The organism is Kribbella sp., assembly GCF_035687465.1.
Taxonomy (GTDB): Bacteria; Actinomycetota; Actinomycetes; order Propionibacteriales; family Kribbellaceae; genus Kribbella.
The window spans coordinates 1-16750 of record NZ_DASRXP010000314.1; the positions used below are offsets into that span (position 1 = coordinate 1).

The 16750-nt window shown below is 68.5% G+C and carries 16 protein-coding genes and 1 pseudogene; 3 read left to right on the forward strand and 14 right to left on the reverse strand.

Annotation, left to right across the window (positions count from 1 at the left end):
• Positions 1–271: 271 nt before the first annotated feature.
• From VFG33_RS15810 to VFG33_RS15830, 5 genes and pseudogenes are all read right to left on the reverse strand, one after another.
• On the reverse strand, positions 272–709 hold the full coding sequence (locus VFG33_RS15810) for an aromatic-ring hydroxylase C-terminal domain-containing protein (protein WP_325053617.1): 438 nt from the start codon (positions 707–709) through the stop codon (positions 272–274).
• Entirely contained in the window at positions 625–987 is a 363-nt protein-coding gene (locus tag VFG33_RS15815) for an FAD-dependent monooxygenase (protein WP_325053618.1), read from the reverse strand. Before VFG33_RS15815 ends, VFG33_RS15810 begins: the two co-directional genes overlap by 85 nt.
• Before the next feature lie 179 nt (positions 988–1166).
• Positions 1167–1805 (reverse strand): annotated as a pseudogene (locus tag VFG33_RS15820) (FAD-dependent oxidoreductase); the annotation flags it as partial.
• 19 nt (positions 1806–1824) lie between these two features.
• Entirely contained in the window at positions 1825–2658 is an 834-nt protein-coding gene (locus VFG33_RS15825; RefSeq protein ID WP_325053619.1) for a sulfurtransferase, read from the reverse strand.
• Positions 2655–3365, reverse strand: a complete 711-nt coding sequence (locus VFG33_RS15830; protein ID WP_325053620.1) for a thymidine kinase — start codon at positions 3363–3365, stop codon at positions 2655–2657. The genes VFG33_RS15825 and VFG33_RS15830 overlap by 4 nt, the downstream gene beginning before the upstream one ends.
• 90 nt (positions 3366–3455) lie before the next feature.
• On the opposite strand from VFG33_RS15830, the gene VFG33_RS15835 reads away from it, so the two are divergent.
• Positions 3456–5102, forward strand: a complete 1647-nt coding sequence (locus VFG33_RS15835; RefSeq protein ID WP_325053621.1) for a S8 family peptidase — start codon at positions 3456–3458, stop codon at positions 5100–5102.
• Here the strand turns inward: VFG33_RS15835 and VFG33_RS15840 are convergent.
• From VFG33_RS15840 to VFG33_RS15865, 6 genes are all read right to left on the reverse strand, one after another.
• The gene (locus VFG33_RS15840) at positions 5099–6220 is read right to left on the reverse strand and encodes an alkaline phosphatase family protein (protein ID WP_325053622.1); all 1122 of its coding nucleotides are present in this window, start codon (positions 6218–6220) and stop codon (positions 5099–5101) included. The two genes, VFG33_RS15835 and VFG33_RS15840, sit on opposite strands and share 4 nt — an antisense overlap.
• A 7-nt stretch (positions 6221–6227) precedes the next feature.
• Complete coding sequence (locus VFG33_RS15845) at positions 6228–6854, reverse strand: DUF5998 family protein (RefSeq protein ID WP_325053623.1); 627 nt, start codon at positions 6852–6854, stop codon at positions 6228–6230.
• Between the two features lie 54 nt (positions 6855–6908).
• On the reverse strand, positions 6909–8810 hold the full coding sequence (locus VFG33_RS15850) for an FtsX-like permease family protein (RefSeq protein ID WP_325053624.1): 1902 nt from the start codon (positions 8808–8810) through the stop codon (positions 6909–6911).
• Entirely contained in the window at positions 8807–9547 is a 741-nt protein-coding gene (locus VFG33_RS15855; protein ID WP_325053625.1) for an ABC transporter ATP-binding protein, read from the reverse strand. Before VFG33_RS15855 ends, VFG33_RS15850 begins: the two co-directional genes overlap by 4 nt.
• A 174-nt stretch (positions 9548–9721) precedes the next feature.
• A complete protein-coding gene (locus VFG33_RS15860; RefSeq protein ID WP_325053626.1) occupies positions 9722–10612 on the reverse strand; it encodes an alpha/beta fold hydrolase in 891 nt (296 codons plus the stop codon).
• The gene (locus tag VFG33_RS15865) at positions 10609–11226 is read right to left on the reverse strand and encodes a GNAT family N-acetyltransferase (protein ID WP_325053627.1); all 618 of its coding nucleotides are present in this window, start codon (positions 11224–11226) and stop codon (positions 10609–10611) included. The genes VFG33_RS15860 and VFG33_RS15865 overlap by 4 nt, the downstream gene beginning before the upstream one ends.
• 115 nt (positions 11227–11341) lie before the next feature.
• Between VFG33_RS15865 and VFG33_RS15870 the strand changes: the two genes are divergently transcribed.
• Positions 11342–12292 (forward strand): GntR family transcriptional regulator, encoded by a 951-nt coding sequence (locus VFG33_RS15870; protein WP_325053628.1) that lies wholly within the window; start codon positions 11342–11344, stop codon positions 12290–12292.
• Here VFG33_RS15870 and VFG33_RS15875 read toward each other — a convergent pair.
• Positions 12279–13325 carry a P1 family peptidase gene (locus tag VFG33_RS15875; protein ID WP_325053629.1) on the reverse strand — a complete coding sequence of 349 codons (1047 nt, stop codon included), beginning with the start codon at positions 13323–13325 and terminating at the stop codon, positions 12279–12281. The two genes, VFG33_RS15870 and VFG33_RS15875, sit on opposite strands and share 14 nt — an antisense overlap.
• A gap of 59 nt (positions 13326–13384) precedes the next feature.
• On the opposite strand from VFG33_RS15875, the gene VFG33_RS15880 reads away from it, so the two are divergent.
• Positions 13385–13897 (forward strand): DUF2087 domain-containing protein, encoded by a 513-nt coding sequence (locus tag VFG33_RS15880; protein ID WP_325053630.1) that lies wholly within the window; start codon positions 13385–13387, stop codon positions 13895–13897.
• Here VFG33_RS15880 and VFG33_RS15885 read toward each other — a convergent pair.
• Together VFG33_RS15885 and VFG33_RS15890 are read right to left on the reverse strand one after the other, a co-directional pair.
• Positions 13879–14826, reverse strand: coding sequence for a phosphotransferase enzyme family protein (locus tag VFG33_RS15885; RefSeq protein ID WP_325053631.1), 948 nt, complete (start codon positions 14824–14826; stop codon positions 13879–13881). The two genes, VFG33_RS15880 and VFG33_RS15885, sit on opposite strands and share 19 nt — an antisense overlap.
• 15 nt (positions 14827–14841) lie before the next feature.
• The coding region (locus VFG33_RS15890) for an acetate--CoA ligase family protein (protein WP_325053632.1) at positions 14842–16750 on the reverse strand (1909 nt) is incomplete at its 5' end.

The following is a 16750-nucleotide window of genomic DNA, read 5'->3' on the forward strand; positions in this document are numbered from 1 at the left end:
ACCCGGCGCGTCAGGGTCATCCGGGACACAGATCCGCCCGGCGCCGAGCAGCGCAGCAAACTCCACGGCGAACTCCTGGTCGCCGTAGTGGGGGTCTGCGCTGACTGTACTCATGACGTCTATATTAGAACAGACGTTCGATCCACGCAAATCGAGACGGTCGCTCTGTGTGCCGAAATCCCTTGTGCGTATGACATGTCGCCGCTAGTTGCTATAGGCAACACCATTGCGCAGAGCGCCTCCTCGCGCGCCTTCGGTTGCTCAGGCGAAGTTAGTTGGCGGGTTTGCCGAACCAGTGGGAGAGGTGGTTGTCCAGGTCCTGCTGATCGTCGCCGATCCAGGCGACGTGGCCGTCGGGGCGTAGCAGGACGCACGGAACATCCAGTGCCGCAGTGGGATCCGCGAGGTAATCGACCCGGTCTGACCAGCCGCCGACGGTCAGGCGTTCGGTGCGGTCCAGCAGCAGGCCGCGGCCGCGATGCAGCAGGTCGTAGAGGTGGCCCTGGTTCACGTCGATGTCGCGCAGGCGGCGGCCGAGCAGGTCGGGGCCTTCGCCGAAGTCGTAGCGGATGTCGATCGCAGTGATCTTCTCGATCAGATAGCGGTTCACCGCGTCGAAGTCCATCAGTTCGGTGAGCAGCCTGCGCACGGCCTGCGGGCCTGGTTCGCCTGACAGCAGTTCCATCTGGGCGCGGGTGTTGTCCAGCACGTCCTCGGCGACCGGATGACGTTCGGCCTGGTACGTGTCCAGCAGTGTTTCCGGCGCCAGCCGCGGATCTGTGCGGCCAGCTTCCAGCCGAGGTTGAATGCGTCCTGAACGCCCAGGTTGAGGCCCTGTCCGCCGGTGGGTGGATGGATGTGTGCCGCATCGCCGGCCAGCAGCACCCGCCCGACCCGATAACGTTCGGCCAGCCGGGTGGCATCCCCGAAGCGGGACAACCAGCGCGGGGAGTGCACGCCGAAATCGGTCCCGGCGATGGCGCGCAACTGCTGCTTGAAATCCCCGAGGGTGGGCGGTTCCGAGCCATCCTTGCTGACTCCCGCCTCGCTGACTCCCGCCTCGCTGACCCCCGCCTCGCTGACCCCGCCTCGCTGACTCCCGCGACGGGGACCACGACGCGATAGACCCCTTCGCCGAAGGGCCCGAGACTGAAGACCTTGTTGGTCTCGCGGACTTCGGTCACCTTGGCGGCGATCTCCTCCTGCGGCACACCCACTTCCAGCTCGCCCATCAGCGTCTCGGTCCGCGAGGGCTCGCCGGGGAAGCCGACGCCGAGCAGTTTGCGCACCGTACTGCGCCCGCCGTCGCAGCCGACGAGATAGCGCGAACGCAACTGTTCCCCATCGGCCAGCTCGACGGTCACACCCTCGTCGTCCTGCACGAAATCGGCCACCGGACAACCGCGCCGGACCCCTGCACCCAGTTGGATCGCCTGTTCTTCGAGCAGGTGAACGACGACCGGCTGCGGAATACCCAGCAGATACGCGTGGGCGGAATCCAGGCCCTCGGGGGCGGGTTTGGGGATGGCGGCGAAGAATCCGCCGGCCGGACGCCGTCTTCCGAGGTCGAGCATGCGATCCAGCAGCCCGCGCATCGCCATCAGCTCGATACTGCGAATATGCAGACCGACTATGCGGACGAACGACACAGGCTCGGTTTCCTGCTCCAGAACGAGTACCCGCACATCGTGCAGCCGCAGTTCGGCGGCCAGCATCGCGCCAGTCGGCCCGCACCCGGCAATGATCACGTCGAACGGGCGGGGGGCGCGATCAGCGCCGGAGGCGGTGACCTGCGGAGAATCCATAGAGGTCGCTCGATGAGCGTCAGGCGGGGCCGGTGGCGATGGGGCGGGTGGGGTCGGTGATCCACTCGGACCAGGAGCCCACGTAGACGGGGGCTTTGATGCCGGCGATCTCCAGGGCGAGGGCTTCGTGGGCTGCTGTTACGCCGGAGCCGCAGTAGGCGCCTACCTCGGTCGAGCCGTCGGCGCCCAGGGCCGCGAAGCGTTCTTGCAGTTCCTCGGCCGGGAGGAAGTGGCCCGAGGCATCGACGTTGGCTGTGGTGGGGGCGTTGACTGCTCCGGGGATGTGGCCGGCGACCGGGTCGATCGGCTCTACCTCGCCGGCGAAGCGCTCCGGCGCGCGGGCGTCCAGGAGTACGCCGCTCGAAGCCAGAGCGGCGGCTCCCTCGGCATCCAGCGCGGGTACGTGGCCGGGAGATGCGGTGAAGGTGCCTGCGGCATCTTCGGGTACTGCGGTGGTGACCTCTCCCCCGGCGGTTTTCCACGCGGCCAGGCCGCCGTCGAGTACGCGGACGTCATCGAGGCCGAAGTACCGGAAGACCCACCAGGCCCGGGCCGCGGCCATGGAGGTTGCGGCGTCGTAGACGACTACTGGGGTGTTCGGGTTGACGCCGGCGCGGCGTAGTACGGACTCGACGGTGGTTGCGTCGGGCAACGGATGGCGGCCGCCGGCGCCAGGCGGGGAGGCGAGTTCGGTGTCGAGGTCGACGAAGTATGCGCCGGGGATGTGGCCGGCCGCGTACGTCTCGCGCCCGGGGGGTCCGGCCGCTGCGGAAAGGACCCAGGTGATGTCGAGGATGACGGGACGCGGCTGACCTGCTGCCAGCAGATCGGATGCGGAGATCAACGGGCTCATACGGCACCTCCGAACGGGAGAACTTCGGGTGACAGAGTGGCGCGGGCGCGCGCGGCGGTCAGGCGGCGACGGTGATGGCGGCGGCAGAGCACCTCGTACGCGATCTCCGCGCCGTTCAGGCCAGGCCCGCTCAGGTCGGGCACGCTCAGATCGGCGCCGGACTGCCCAGTACTGGACTTCTCCATGTCGCCGACCACTAGTTGTTCGCCCTCGGTGACCATTTCGCCGCCGATGGTGCGGGCGTTGTGGGTGGCTCGTTCGCCGCACCAGCACAGGGCCTCGACCTGGAGGAGTTCCATCCGGTCCGCGAGTTCGACCAGCCGGGCCGAACCCGGGAACATCCTGGCCCGGAAGTCGGTCAGGATGCCGAAGCAGAAGACGTCGATCTGCAGTTCGTCCGCCAGCCGGGCCAGCTGCTCGATCTGCTCCGCCTGGTAGAACTGCGCCTCGTCGCAGACCACGTAGTCGATCCGGCCGCCGTGGGTCAGTTCGCCGACGACGTACTGCCAGAAGTCGAAGTCGGGCCGGACCTCGATCGCCTCGGCCACCAGCCCGAGCCGCGACGACAGGGTCGACTCGCCGGCCCGGTCGTTGCTGGTGAAGATCTTCCCCAGCCGGCCGCGCGCCTTGTGGTTGTGATCCATCTGCAGCGCCAGCGTGGACTTGCCGCAGTCCATGGTCCCGGTGAAGTAGAGCAGCTCAGCCACGGGCGCCCATCCTGCCAAAGTCGTCGGCTGGTCAGTTACCCCGGGGTGGGTCGGCTTTCGTTCTGAGCCCCCGGCAGGTTCTACTTGGTCGTGCGCAAAGCTCTGATCTTGGTCCTCACCCTCTGCATGGCACTCGCCGCGGCCGCGCTACCGGCCGCCGCGGCACCGGTCCGGGACGAGGCCGGCGTGCGCCCGTACTTCGTGATCACCGCGCCGAAGCAGACCGCGACCGTCGTCGCAGCGGTGACCTCCAGCGGCGGTTCCGTCTTCGCCGCGTACGACGCGATCGGGGTGCTCGTGGTCCATTCGTCGAACGCGGACTTCGCGACCAAGATGCGCACGGTCAGCGGCGTCCAGAAGGTCGGAGCAACCCGTACTTCGGACCTTCCCCCGGCCGCGGCCAACCCCGCGATCCCGCCGGCACCCCGGGAACTGCCCGACACCTCGCCGGAGATTCCCCGGACCGACATGACCCAGATCGGCGCGGACAAGGCCTGGGCGAAGAACCCCGGTTCGAAGGCGATCACCGTCGGCGTACTGGACAGCGGCGTCGACGACCAGCACCCCGACCTCAAGGCCAACTTCGACGCGGCCAAGTCGGCGTCCTGCGCCTACGGCAAACTGGACACCCGGCCTGGCGCCTGGCGTCCGATCGCTGATCACGGCACGCACGTGGCCGGGTCGATCGCCGCGGCCAAGGACGGCAAGGGCATGGTCGGCGTCGCGCCGGGCGTCAAGGTCTCGTCGATCCGCGTCGCCGAGCCCGGCAGCGAACTGTTCTTCCCGGAGAACACCGTCTGCGCCTTCCTCTTCGCGGCCGACAAGGGCGTCTCGGTCACCAACAACAGCTACTACGTCGATCCCTGGTTGTTCGCCTGCCCGACGGATCAGGACCAGGACGCGATCGTGGAGGCGGTCCGGCGTTCGGTCGCCTACGCCGACTCCAAGGGCGTGGTGAACGTCGCCGCCGCGGGCAACGAGGACTACGACCTCGCCCAGAAGGCCACCGACGACACCAGCCCGAACGACTCGACTCCCGGCGAGCGCGAGGTCACGAACGACTGCCTCAGCCTGCCGACGGAACTGCCGAACGTCGTGATCGTGGCGTCGGTCGACCAGGACAACGTCAAGTCGGATTTCTCCAACTACGGCACCGGCAAGATCGTCATCTCCGCGCCCGGCGAACGGGTCTACTCCACCGTCCCTGGTGGCGGCTACCAGAACCTGGACGGTACTTCGATGGCGTCTCCCCACGTTGCCGGGGTCGCCGCGCTGATCCGTAGTACGAATCCCAAGCTGACACCGGAGCAGGTCCGCGCGCGGTTGTCCGCGCAGGCGAACGACATCGCCTGTCCGACGGCCTCGGCAGGCGAGTGCACCGGCTCCGACGCGAACAACTCCTTCTACGGCGAAGGGCTGGTCGACGCGGCCGAGGCAGTCGGGGCGTCGACGGGTCAGGGGACGAGCACCGGGGTTAGCGTCACCCAGCCCGCTGACCAGATCGGGTTCGGCGGTACTCCGGCGATCCCGCTGCTGATCAAGGGGATGAGCAGCAAGGGCGAGATCAGCTACACCGCGACCGGGCTGCCGCCAGGCCTGGGCATCGACGCCGAACGCGGCTGGATCACTGGAGTACTGACCCCCGGCGCCGGCCGCTACAAGGTGACGGTCACAGCGCGTGATGCCGACGCGAAGACCGCCCAGTCCAGCTTCTTCTGGAACGTCTGGAGCTTTTAGCGGGCGTCGACGAGCAGCGGGATGAGCATTTCGTCCTCGGTCAGCGAACCATGCAGACCGATCAACCCGGCCTCCTGCGGGAACCGGCTCCCGCACACCAGCGCCACCGGGCCGAGCGACGCCACGACGACATCGCCGATGCGCGGCAGGACCCTGTCCTCGACCGCGCCGAACCACCCGCGCCCGATCGCTTCCTCCCGGCTGAGCACGAGCGCCCGGTCGCCGAGCATTCCCCGATAAGTCGCCAGTACGTCGGACAGCGCGCCGTCCACGCAGTACAGATGCCTGAACCTGGATTCCCCGCCGATCAACCGCAGCCCGGCTGTCAGGGCGGGATCCGCGTCCAGGTCGACGCGGTTCTCAGGGGCGACGTCGATCATGCCGTGGTCAGCGACGACCACAAGCACGGCATCTCTGGGCAGCGCCGACCGGACCTGCGCGGCGAACGCGTCGGCGGCGCCGAGCTCCTTGCGCCACTGCCAGGACTCGCATCCCTGGTTATGACCGGTGTAGTCCAGCTGTGAGTCGTACACGTAGACCAGTGACGACTTGCCCTCGCGACTCGCGAACCTGGTCGCGTCCAGCCGGTCCTCGACGGTGTCCGCGCCCCGGTGCGCACTCCCCCGGAATGCCGCTGAGGTGAGCCCCGACGTATCGAACCGCGCCTTGCTGACGTTGCGCGTGGCAACACCCGCGGCCGCGATCCGCTCGAACACGGTCTGGTGCGGCTGCCATTTGCGCGGGTCCACGGGAGCATCCCAGGCCAAAGCGTTCAGCAGGGCGCCAGTCTCGGGCACGATCGAGCTGTAGCCGACGATCCCGTGCGCACCTGGCGGCAAGCCTGTGCCGAGGCTGGTCAGGCTGGTAGCGGTCGTCGACGGTACTCCGGCTGTCAGGCTGCGGCTGGCCAGCGAGGACAGATACGGAGCCACTTCCGCGTGCTCGCGCAGGAGGTTCCACCCGAGGCCGTCGAGCAGCAGTACGGCGTACCGGGGTGCTGGTGGGAGGTCGAGGACGTTCTGCTCACCTGGAACCGACAGCGCAGCCGCGACGGACGGCAGCACGTCGGCCAAGGACCCGCCGCCATAAGCAGGGAGGATCGTCGCCGGGGCGGACATCGCTGCTCTACCTACTGGTTGCGAAGGACAGTGCCGCCGCGAAGTCGAGCACCTGCTGGATCCCGGCCGGGCCGTCGGCGGCCGCGCTGATCCGCAGTGAGATGTCGTCGGCGGCAACCGAGCCGGTGTAGCCGTGGTCGGCCTCACAGTTCGGGTCTGCGCAGACGGCCGGCTCGAGGTCGATCCGGTTCACCATGCCCCAGCCGATGGTCAGCACCACCTCACCGCCAGCCGCCGGGTCGGTCTTGCCCCCGGACGCCTTGGCCGAACCGTAACCGGCCGGATTGGGCACGACCCGGTTCACCACGACCGCGTTCACCCGGTTGAGCGGGATCGCCTCGGTGGAGGTGGACGCGTACGGCGCGCCGATCAGGTCGTCCGCGGCGTGCTCGTCGGTGTGCCCGACGATCAACCGGCTCGGGGTGAGCGCCAGGATGGTGATGTGCCGCCGCACCTCGTCGCGGTCGAACGTCGGCTCGTGCTGCAGCACGAAAGCCCGGATCGGCTCGCGGGCGATCGCCACCGCGAGCGAGTCCGTCACAACTTCTGGGTAGTAGCCACACCGGTCGATCGCGTCGCGCAGTTGGGACGAGGCGTCCACGAGGTCCGGGACCGGCGCATTCAGGTCACGCATGACCTCATCCTTGCATGCGCCGGTCCCGGACCCCGATCCCTCCTGTGGATAGCGCTAACCGGCGCTGGCCTTCCGGAGTACCGGCGCGCCCGCGGCACCGGCGACCGCGACCAGGATGAGCCCGACGATCACCTGGCCCGCCAGCAGGATCGCGCCGGAACTCCCCTGGGTCAGGATGTGCCCACCGCTCAGCGCCAGACCGCACAGCGCGCCGAACCCGACCACAGGCAACCCGACGCCGATCACCGGTACTACGGCCGCGAGCCGCGCCGACCTCTCGATCACACTCAGTGGGATCCCCGAGCGCCGAAGCGCTCTCGCAGGAGCTGACTGGTCCAGTGCCGTTCCGACTGCACCAGCCGCGGTGGAGGCAGCACCGGTGACGAAGACCAATCCGAGCAAGAGGGCCACTCCGAGGCGCATGTCGAGGTAGACCCCTGCCTCGTGTGCGTCCTTCTCCGCATCCGTCAGAGGCACCTGATCCGGGACGAGGTCGTACAGGATTGTTCTGACCTTCTCGCGATCGGTTGTCGAGACGTGAATGTCCACTGACTCCTCGGAGGTAGTCACCTCGCTAGTGAACCCGGCCTCGGAGAGTCGGTGGCTCACTTCCTTGGCGACGGCAACGGTCTGTCCCTGGTCTGTGTGGAGGCTGAATGCCGCGTCCGTGCCGTCCTGGGCCAGCCCGAAGGGCATGAACAGAGCGAGGAACCCGGTCACGAAGCCGCTGAGAACCAGGGCGGCAACCGGGCGGAACGCCGCCTTGGGGTCGTCGGCGAGTCGTCTGCCGGCGAGCAGCACCACCGGGCCGTTCGCAGTACGGGCCAGGAATCGGCCGATCACCTGGACGGCGAACGGGCCGACGACCCGGACCGCGAGTGCCGCAAGGCCGATGCCGATGAGTAAGGGCAGTACTGCGCCGCCGGTACCGAGCACCGCGAGCATCACCGGGCCGACCACCAGCAGGCCGAGCCGCAGCGCACTGGCCGCCTTGCGGGTTTGACCCCGTACTACGCCGAGCGGGGTGATGCTGACCCGGCCGAGCCCGATCAGCGCGCTGATCACTGACAGGACCGGTACTGCGATGAGCACGACGAGGATGACCCACCAACGCACGGTCAGGTCGTGCAGGTACCACCGGCCACCGCCCAGAGGGATCCTGGCGATCAGCGGGCTCAGCACGGTGTAGCCGATCAGACCCGCGATCGCGCCGAAGAACGCCAGGACGGCTTGTTCGACCGCACTGAGCAACAGGACTTGGCCGCGGGTAGCGCCGGCCAATCTCAGCGCGGCCAACCGGTGTTCGCGGCGTTTGGCTGCGACTCCGGCGGCCTGGCCGACGAGGCTGAGGAGTGGGAACAGGACCAGAGCGATGCCGAAGGCAACCATGACGAGCAAAAAGGCCATTCGGCCGTCGATGGCGGTGCCGCGCCAGGACTCGAGGTAGTCCGGGTGATCGGAGGCAGTCATACCGGCTGAGTTCGGGGCCACGCCTCTGATGGCCACCAGATCGTCTGGCGACGACAGGCCCGCGTTCGAGATCACGCCGGTGGGTTCGGGGAGTTTGTAGCGGTCGCTGAGGCCGCTGCCCCAGAGTTCGGCGAGCTTGGGTGAGACGAAGACCTCCCCCGGCATTGGCACGCGCGGCAGGCCGGGTGGCGGCGCGGCGTTGGTCTTGTCGTTGAGGATGGCGAGGTCGAAGCGGGTGACCGGCTTGCCCGCGACCATGTCCTGTACTTCGTGGAGCGCACCGACCGCCGTCTTGGAGTCGCCGTTGAGGGTGGACCGCCAGCCGATCCGGTCGGACCGGTGGGTCAGCCCGAGCGACCCCGCGATCAGGAAAGTCACGAGCAACGCGACTACGGCGGTCGCGCCGACGGCCGCGAGATTCGCCGCTCGTCCCCCAGGGCCGGGACGCCGGACGAACCGCAGCCCGAGATCCGTCATCGGGTTCATCGGTCGCTCACCCGGCCGTCGACGATGCGGAGGATTCGGTTGCAGCGGGCGGCGACCGCGTCGTCGTGGGTGACGACCACGACTGCCGCGCCGCGGTGGGTGGCGGCTCCTACCAGGAGGTCGATCACCTGGGCGCCGGTGGTCGCATCGAGTGCGCCGGTGGGTTCGTCGGCGAAGACAACCTGGGGTTCTCCGACCAGGGCCCGGGCGATGGCGACGCGCTGGGCCTGGCCGCCGGAGAGTTCACCTGGGCGTCGGCCGACCTCGGCGGACAGACCGACCTGGGCGAGCATGGTCCTGGCCCGGCCGACCGCGTCCCGGCGGGAGATCCCGTCGACCATCAGCGGAAGGGCCACGTTCTCGTCGGCCGGGAGTTCGGCGAGCAGTTGGTTGTCCTGGAAGACGAACCCCAGCCGGCGCCGCCGCAGTACGGTCCGGGCGGCGTCGCCGAGCTGGTCGACTCGCTCACCAGCGAGCCAAACCTCACCCTGATCCGGCGTGAGAATGCCCGCGAGCACGTGCAACAAGGTGGTCTTGCCATTGCCTGACGGGCCCATCACAGCAAGGGCTTCACCTGACTGAACAGCTACATCCACCCCGGCAAGACCGACGACCTCGCCGTAGTACTTGACGAGTCCTCGGCCCGCCAGTACCGCTGCCGGCTGGGTGAGTTGGGCGTACTGCGCTTGCTGTTGGATCGGGGTGGACTGGGTTGAGTGGGGACTCTGGAAACTCATACCCGCAGGCTTTCGTGGACCGGCGGTGGGATCGTCGGTCCACGGGCCGGTCCTTGACCAGCCTTTGGTCACCTTCGGACCGGCCCGCGTAGTCCCCTGGTCGTACGCCCCGTCAGTGCGACCGGATCAGCGACCGGATCAGCGGCCGGATCAGCGGCCGGATCAGCGGCCGGGTCAGCGGCCGGCGAGGTCGGCGAAGATCTCCACCAGTTCGGGCCGGCCGAACGGGCCGACATGGGGTGCCGCGACACTTCGCACATCGGTGAGATTGTCCGGCGTGAGGCGGTCGGCCTCCTGGATGAAACGGTCTTGCAGCGCGGGCGGAATCAGCCGGTCGAGGGTGAAGCGCACATACGTCCGGGGAATCCGGCCCCAGGTGTGCGCTTCACCGCGGGCCTCGGTCAGCGGAATGCTGGCAGGTTCGTCCGGTTCGAGCAGGTTGAGCATCCGGTGCACCGCATCGTCGGTGAAGTCGCCGGCCAGGCACTCCTTGATGCCGCGGATCACCGCCGGATCGGCCGTGCGCCAGTTGACCCGGGCCACCCCGAGGACCGCTGGATCGGCAACCACCGCCTGGGTCACCTGGCCGACCAGGCTGTCCTTGTTCTCGGGCGTCGCGAAGTAGGCGGCCATGTTCGGCAGGTCCACGCAGCAGTACGCCGAGACGTAGACGACCCGCTCGAGCAGATCGGGTACGGCGTTGCCGACCCTGCTGACGGTCACGCCGCCCTGGCTCGCGCCGACCAGGATCACCGGCCCGTGGCGACGGGCGCGACGTGCCACCCCGATCACGCGCTCGACATAGTCGTCGATGGTGACCTTGGCGAGCGGCGACGCCTCGGTTGCCAAGGCCTCGAGGTCCTGCGGAGCCTGGTACGCGCGGGGGAAGAAGCCCTCGTCGCCGTGTCCCGGAAGGTCGACGGCCACACTCCGGTGCCCGCGCAGGTTGAGTTCGTTGATCAGTCCTGACCACGAGAACGACGAAGAGTTGGTGCCGTGGACGAACACCAGGGTCGGCGCCCGCCGATCGCGAGCTCTGGTGTCATCTTCAGAATTCGTTGTCATCGGTGTTCTCCTCCTGTTGGGGATGGTTGACGCCACATGGGCCACAGCAGTGGGCTGTCCTCGACGCGAACCGGTTCGCCGAGATCGTGGAATCCGTACCGTTGGTAGAGGGCGCGGCTCCGGGGCGAACTCGCCTCCAGATACGCAGCGATGCCGGCCCCGTCGGCTTGATCCAGCCCATGCCGCAACAGCGCCGAGCCGAGTCCGGCACCCTGCCGCCCGCTCACCACTCCCATGCAGGCGAGGTAGAGGTGTGGTTCGTGAGTCGGGTGTCGTTGAGCCAGTGCCTGCCCCAGAGCCAGCAGCCTCGCGCCGCTCTGACCGAAGACCAGGTTCGCGCCTTCTGGAGGGTCCTCTTCGGATGCCTGTCCCGCGGCATACGCCAGCCAGATCGAGGCGCCCTCGCGGTCGCCGACCAGGTAGGCCTCGCCGGCGGGATGGGTGAGCAGGGAGCGGTAGAAGTGCGGCTGGAGAAGCGCTCGTTCGCCCAGCTCAGGAAAGAGCCAGCCGGCGACGGGATCGTTCATGAACGCCTCGGTGAGGACATCGAGCACCGCTTGCTGGTCCGCGTCCTCCGCGGACCGTACGGATGCGTACGCTGTATTCACTGTCATGCGTACACCGTAGGCAGAACCGTCGAAATAGCCGTAACAGAAGACGAAGAAGTGTGCTAGCTGGAGAGGTATCGAACTAGTACACTAGCCATCCTCACGAGGGAACGGAGGCGATATGTCGTCGCAGCGACCGGATCCGCCCTACCGGCGGATCGTCACCGAACTACGGGCCCGGATCCTGACCGGCGACCTGCGGCCCGGTGACCGGATGCCGTCCATCCGGCAGATCGCCCAGCGATGGGGCGTCGCCGTCGCGACCGCGACCAAGGTGATGGCGATCCTGCGCGACGACGGCCTGGTCGAGACGACGGTCGGGTCTGGCACGGTGGTCAGCGCGAGCACGCGCCACAAGCTGCCGGTCAGCCTGACCGGCACGCCGCAACCACGGCCGTCCGCCGTTCCCAAGCGAGTACTGAACACAAAGCAGGTTCTCCGCACCGCCATCACGATCGCCGACCGCGAGGGACTCGACGCCCTCTCCATGCGGCGACTCGCGGCCGAGCTCGGCGTCGGCCCGATGTCGCTGTACCGGCACGTGGCGACCAAGGACGAACTGGTGGCGCAGATGGTCGACGAAGCCTTCGGCGAAACCGAGCTGCCGATCCCGGGGCCAGAGGGATGGCGAGCCAAGCTCGAATTGATCTCCCGCCGGCAATGGCAGCTCTGCCGGCGACACCTTTGGCTGCCCAGAGCCGTCTCGTTCACCCGACCGTTGCTGATGCCCAACCTGACGGCCCACACCGAGTGGACCCTGCGCGCACTCGACGGGCTCGGGCTGCCCATGACGACCTGCATCCGAGAGGCCCTCACCCTCCACGGACTGGTCGTCACCGTTGCGCTGTCCCTGGCGGATGAGATCGAAGCCGAGCAGGAGACCGGCATGACGCTCGACCGCTGGCGGATAGCCGAGCAGAAGCGCGCCGGCGAGCTCCTCGAGAGTGGACGATTTCCTTTGCTGGCAACGGTTCCAGAGGAGACGATTTCGGACCTGGACGGACTGTTCGAGTACGGCCTTGCCTGTCATCTCGACGGGTTCGCGACCCTGCTGGCGGCTAGGAGTTCGTGAAGGCCGAGGGGTAGGCATCGCGGTAGCTGACCAGTTTGCCGGCAGGGGTCTCGACAGTCTCGGCGGCGAGCATCCCGTGGACGATCGCGCGGCAGAGGGTTCGGGCCCCGGCACCGAAGAGTGTCTCCAGTTGGGCGAGAGCGGCCGGGTCGGTGACTCGCAGGCGGGCCTGTTCCTGCGAGGTCGACAGCGCGAAGATCGCGTCGCCGTCCAGCAGCGTGTGGATCGGGTCGATCGCACGGGCGAGGCCGTCGTGGGCGACCATCGCCATCCGCTTGGCCGCTGCCTTGTCCAGCGGCGCGTCCGTCGCGACGACCGCGATCACCGTGTTCATCCCTGGCACCGGACCTGAGAGCCCTTCCGGCGTGGATTCCACCGGCGTCTGCAGCTGGTCGAACTCATCCCCCAGCCCGTACTGCGCGCCGTACAACCGTCCCTCGCTGTCGACGGTAGACCCGACGGCGTTCACGATCACCAGCGCGCCGACCGTAGTACCGTCGGGCAAGCGAACACTGGCAGTGCCGACGCCGCCCTTCAATCCCCCGGCCCTGGCGCCTGCCCCCGCACCGTGATTGCCCATGGCAACCGTACCGTTGCTCGCAGCACCGATCGCCTCGCGACCCCACTGGTGAGTCGGCCGTGCCTGGAACCCGCCGCCACGACCGAGGTCGAACAACACCGCCGTCGGCACGATCGGGACCACGTCGCGCTCCCCCGGTCCGACGCGAACGCCCTGACCTTGTTCCTCGAGCCAGCCCATCACGCCGCCGGCGGTGTCGAGGCCGTACGCGCTCCCGCCGGTGAGCACGATCGCGTTCACACCGGGGTTGGCGTTCACGGGGTCGAGCAGGTCGGTCTCCCGGGTCCCGGGGGCGCCACCTCGTACGTCGACACCGGTCACCGCAGTACCGGGGACGTGGATGACCGTAATGCCGGTCAGGTAGGGCGCGTCGGTGCGCTCGACTTGTCCGACCAGCACGCCCGGCACATCGGTGATGGCGTTCAGAGGACCTGGTTCCGTGAGCCCTGTCATGGCTCCTGTCTAGCATCAACGGCGAAAATCCGGTTGTCAGCGAGCTTAGGTTGGATGGCATGAACGCCGACCAACTCTGTGGACTCCTGGCCGAGCCGTCGAGACTGCGCGTGTACTGCGCTGTGGTCCTCGGCGCGGGTACTCCGGAGGAGATCGCGGGAGTGACGGGACTCGGGCTGCCGGTTGTCGCCAAGGCCGTGCAGCGACTGAGCAAGTCCGACCTGCTCGTCGCCGGTGAGAGTGGGCTGGTTGCCGAGGAGGGTGTATTCAAGGACGTCGTGCGCGAAGGGCGCCCTGAGCGGGTGCCGCTGGACGAGGATCCGGCGCGGGATGCCGTACTCCGATCGTTCATCCGCGACGGCCAGTTGACCGTACTGCCGACCGTGCCGGCCAAGTTCCGGATCGTGCTCGAGCATCTGGCGGGCTCGTTCGACCTCGGGACCGAGTACCCGGAGGCGACGGTCAACGCGATCCTGAACAGCTGGCACCCGGACCACGCGACGCTACGGCGGCAACTGGTCGACTACGGCTTCCTGACCCGCGACAACAGCCTCTACCGGCGGACTGCCTGACTCGCTCGCTCCAGAGTCTGGAGATCCGGGATCGACGCGAGCAAGGCCAGGACCGTCGAGGCGGCGTACTCGCGATGGGCGGGCTGCAGTTGCTCGTCCATCGCAGCGGTCGCCTGACCGTGCAGGAAGTTCAGGCTGATCGCCAGCCCGGTGGCGAACGTCGCCGGCCCGTCCACTACCGCGGTTCCGCCGGCTTCGCGGTACGCGGCGGTGATGGCGCGCAGGCCGGTTTCGTTAGTCAGGTGGTGCATCAGCAGGTCGCCGAGTTCGCGCCAGGGAGCCAGTGGGCCCACGTTGTCCCAGTCGACGAGCGTTCGTCCGGCGGCGGGGCGCAGTACGTTCGTGTTCTTGAGGTCGCGGTGGCACCAAACCGGGTCGCCGATGGGTGTGCTGTTGACCAGTTCCGCCAGCTCGGCCAGACGCGGCGTCAGTTGCTTCAGATCTGCAGCCCAGTCGACCTGAGCAGCTCCGGCCGCGGCGGCCAGCGCGGGCCAGTCAACGTCGACGACCCCGTACCAGTCGTCCGGCTCGGGGTCGTCTCCGGTTGTCCAGGCGAGGGCGTGGATCGTACCCATCTGCGCCGCCACCCAGGCCGTGGTGGGCACGTCGCCGTGATCCACCACCTCGCCGTCACACCACTCGAACAGACGCCACGCCAGGCCTTCGAGGTCGACGACGTACTCGCCCGTTGTCGCCGCGAGGGGCTGTGGGCTCGGTACGCCGGCCGCTGCACACGCGTTGCGAAAGGCAACCTCCTGGAGCACATGCTCCTCTACCGGCGGCTCCCAGAACGCTTCCTTCGCCGCGAAGGTCCCAGCTGAGGAGTCGAGTCGCCAGACGGCCCCCATCGCGCCCCGCCCCACCTGCCGGAACCCCCGCACCTCCCCAACGCCGAAGCGCAGGGCAAGCTCAACCGATGGATCTGTCACGTGGGTGCGTCCCAATCAGGTGAGGCGACGGGCGGGGGCGTCCTGGCGGGGCTTCTCGTTCGGGGCAATGCGGATGGAGGTGTCCAGGACAGTGGCGCCCTGGGCCGCCACGAGGACTGAGCGGAGGTCCAGGCGGACGACCTCTTCCAGGTCGAGCGTGAGGCGCGACACGCGGTGCAGCAGGTTCTCGATGGCGGGGATGTCGACCGGGTCCGAGCCGCGGTACCCGTACAGCAGCGGCGCCGCCCGCACCTCCCGCACCATCTCCGCCGCGTCCACGGTGGTCAACGGCGGCATCCGGTACGACCTGTCCCCCAGCAGATCCGTCGCCACCCCCGACAACCCGAACGTCACGACCGGCCCGAACGCCACGTCCTCCAGTGCCGAGATCACCACCGGTACTCCGGGCGGCGCCATCTTCTGGACGACGAACTGCGCGCGACCCGGATCGGACGCCACCCCGAAGGTCTGGATCATCTCGTCCCAGGCCTGGCGCATGTCGTCCTCGTCGTGGATGTGGCGCCAGATGTCGGCCAGATCCGGCCGCATCCGCCACTGCTCGGCGGTCGCCTTGAGAATCACCTCGAAGCCGAGATCCGCAGCCCGCGCCACCGCCTCGTCAGCGGAGAGCACCGGGAACGACGGCAGCACACTGATGTCGTAGAAGCTCAGCAACAGCTGCCTGTCCGCGTCATCCAGATCGGCCCCCTCCGGATGGCGCTGCAGGAACTCCGCGACGAACGCCTCGGCCCCGTCCATGTCGATGTCCGGCAGGTCGGGGATCCGGGAGTCCGCGCGACGCCGCCACTCGGCGTACTGGGTGACCTTGGCGAGCGCGCCCACGGCGTACTGGGGTGAGAGGAAGGATGGGATCGAGCCGCGGGCTGCGCCGCCGTGCTCGTCGGGGACGCGGAGTTGTTCGGGCACGCTGCGCGAGGCGAGGAAGGTGGACACGACCGGCTTGGTCGAGCCCGCGGCGGCCGCGGCGAGCACCTGGGCGACCTCGTCGCCGTTCTGCAGCACCGGCGGCGTGAAGATCACTACCACCGAGTCGACCTGATCGTCGGTGAACACCTCCGCCAGCGCCTGGCCGAAGTCGGCCGCGGTGGCATCGGCGCTGAGCGTGTGCGGCTTCCCGGCGATGTCCAGCCCGCAGCCGGCCATGGTGTCGAGGGCGAGCAGGGTCAGCGCGTCCGAGTTGCTGACGATCGCGACCCGGCGGCCCTTCGGCAGCGGCTGGTGCGCGATCAGTTGCGCGACGTCGAACAGCTCACCGGTCGTGTCCACCCCGATCAGGCCGCTCTGCCGGAACAGCGAGTCGACAGTTGCTGCAGGCAACTGACTGCGCCGGACCGTGTGACCGAGCGGGACGCCCTGGGTGGCGCGGCCGGACTTCAGCGCGATCACCGGTTTGCGCCCCGCCAGCCGCCGCGCGACCCGGCTGAACTTGCGCGGGTTGCCGAGCGACTCCAGGTAGAGCAGGACCACCTCGGTCGCCTCGTCGGAGTACCAGTACTGCATCAGGTCGTTGCCGGAGACATCGGCCCGGTTGCCCGCCGACACGAAGCTCGACAGCCCGAGGCCGCGGCCGACCATGTCCGCCAGGATCGAGACGCCGAGCGCGCCCGACTGGCAGAAGAACGCGACCCGCCCGCGGCTCGGCATCAGTGGCGACAGCGAGGCGTTCAGCGTCACGCCGGGCGCCGTGTTGATCACGCCGAGGGCGTTCGGTCCGATCACCCGCATGCCGTACGACCTGGCGAGCCCGACCAGCCGGCGCTGCCGCCGCCGGCCCTCGTCACCGATCTCCGCGAACCCGCTCGAGACCACGACCAGCCCGCGGACCCCCCTCGCCGCACAGTCGAGCACCACGTCGATGACCGCCTCGGCCGGCACCGCGACCACCGCGAGGTCGACCGTCTCG

What these genes read in the sequence shown, in the direction of transcription:
- VFG33_RS15875 (WP_325053629.1), bottom strand. Translation starts at nt 13,325, where the DNA reads ATGACAGGGCTCACGGAACCAGGTCCTCTGAACGCCATCACCGATGTG.
- VFG33_RS15860 (WP_325053626.1), bottom strand. Translation starts at nt 10,612, where the DNA reads ATGACAACGAATTCTGAAGATGACACCAGAGCTCGCGATCGGCGGGCG.
- VFG33_RS15865 (WP_325053627.1), bottom strand. Translation starts at nt 11,226, where the DNA reads ATGACAGTGAATACAGCGTACGCATCCGTACGGTCCGCGGAGGACGCG.
- VFG33_RS15825 (WP_325053619.1), bottom strand. Translation starts at nt 2,658, where the DNA reads ATGAGCCCGTTGATCTCCGCATCCGATCTGCTGGCAGCAGGTCAGCCG.
- VFG33_RS15870 (WP_325053628.1), top strand. Translation starts at nt 11,342, where the DNA reads ATGTCGTCGCAGCGACCGGATCCGCCCTACCGGCGGATCGTCACCGAA.
- VFG33_RS15845 (WP_325053623.1), bottom strand. Translation starts at nt 6,854, where the DNA reads ATGCGTGACCTGAATGCGCCGGTCCCGGACCTCGTGGACGCCTCGTCC.
- VFG33_RS15880 (WP_325053630.1), top strand. Translation starts at nt 13,385, where the DNA reads ATGAACGCCGACCAACTCTGTGGACTCCTGGCCGAGCCGTCGAGACTG.
- VFG33_RS15840 (WP_325053622.1), bottom strand. Translation starts at nt 6,220, where the DNA reads ATGTCCGCCCCGGCGACGATCCTCCCTGCTTATGGCGGCGGGTCCTTG.
- VFG33_RS15850 (WP_325053624.1), bottom strand. Translation starts at nt 8,810, where the DNA reads ATGAACCCGATGACGGATCTCGGGCTGCGGTTCGTCCGGCGTCCCGGC.
- VFG33_RS15855 (WP_325053625.1), bottom strand. Translation starts at nt 9,547, where the DNA reads ATGAGTTTCCAGAGTCCCCACTCAACCCAGTCCACCCCGATCCAACAG.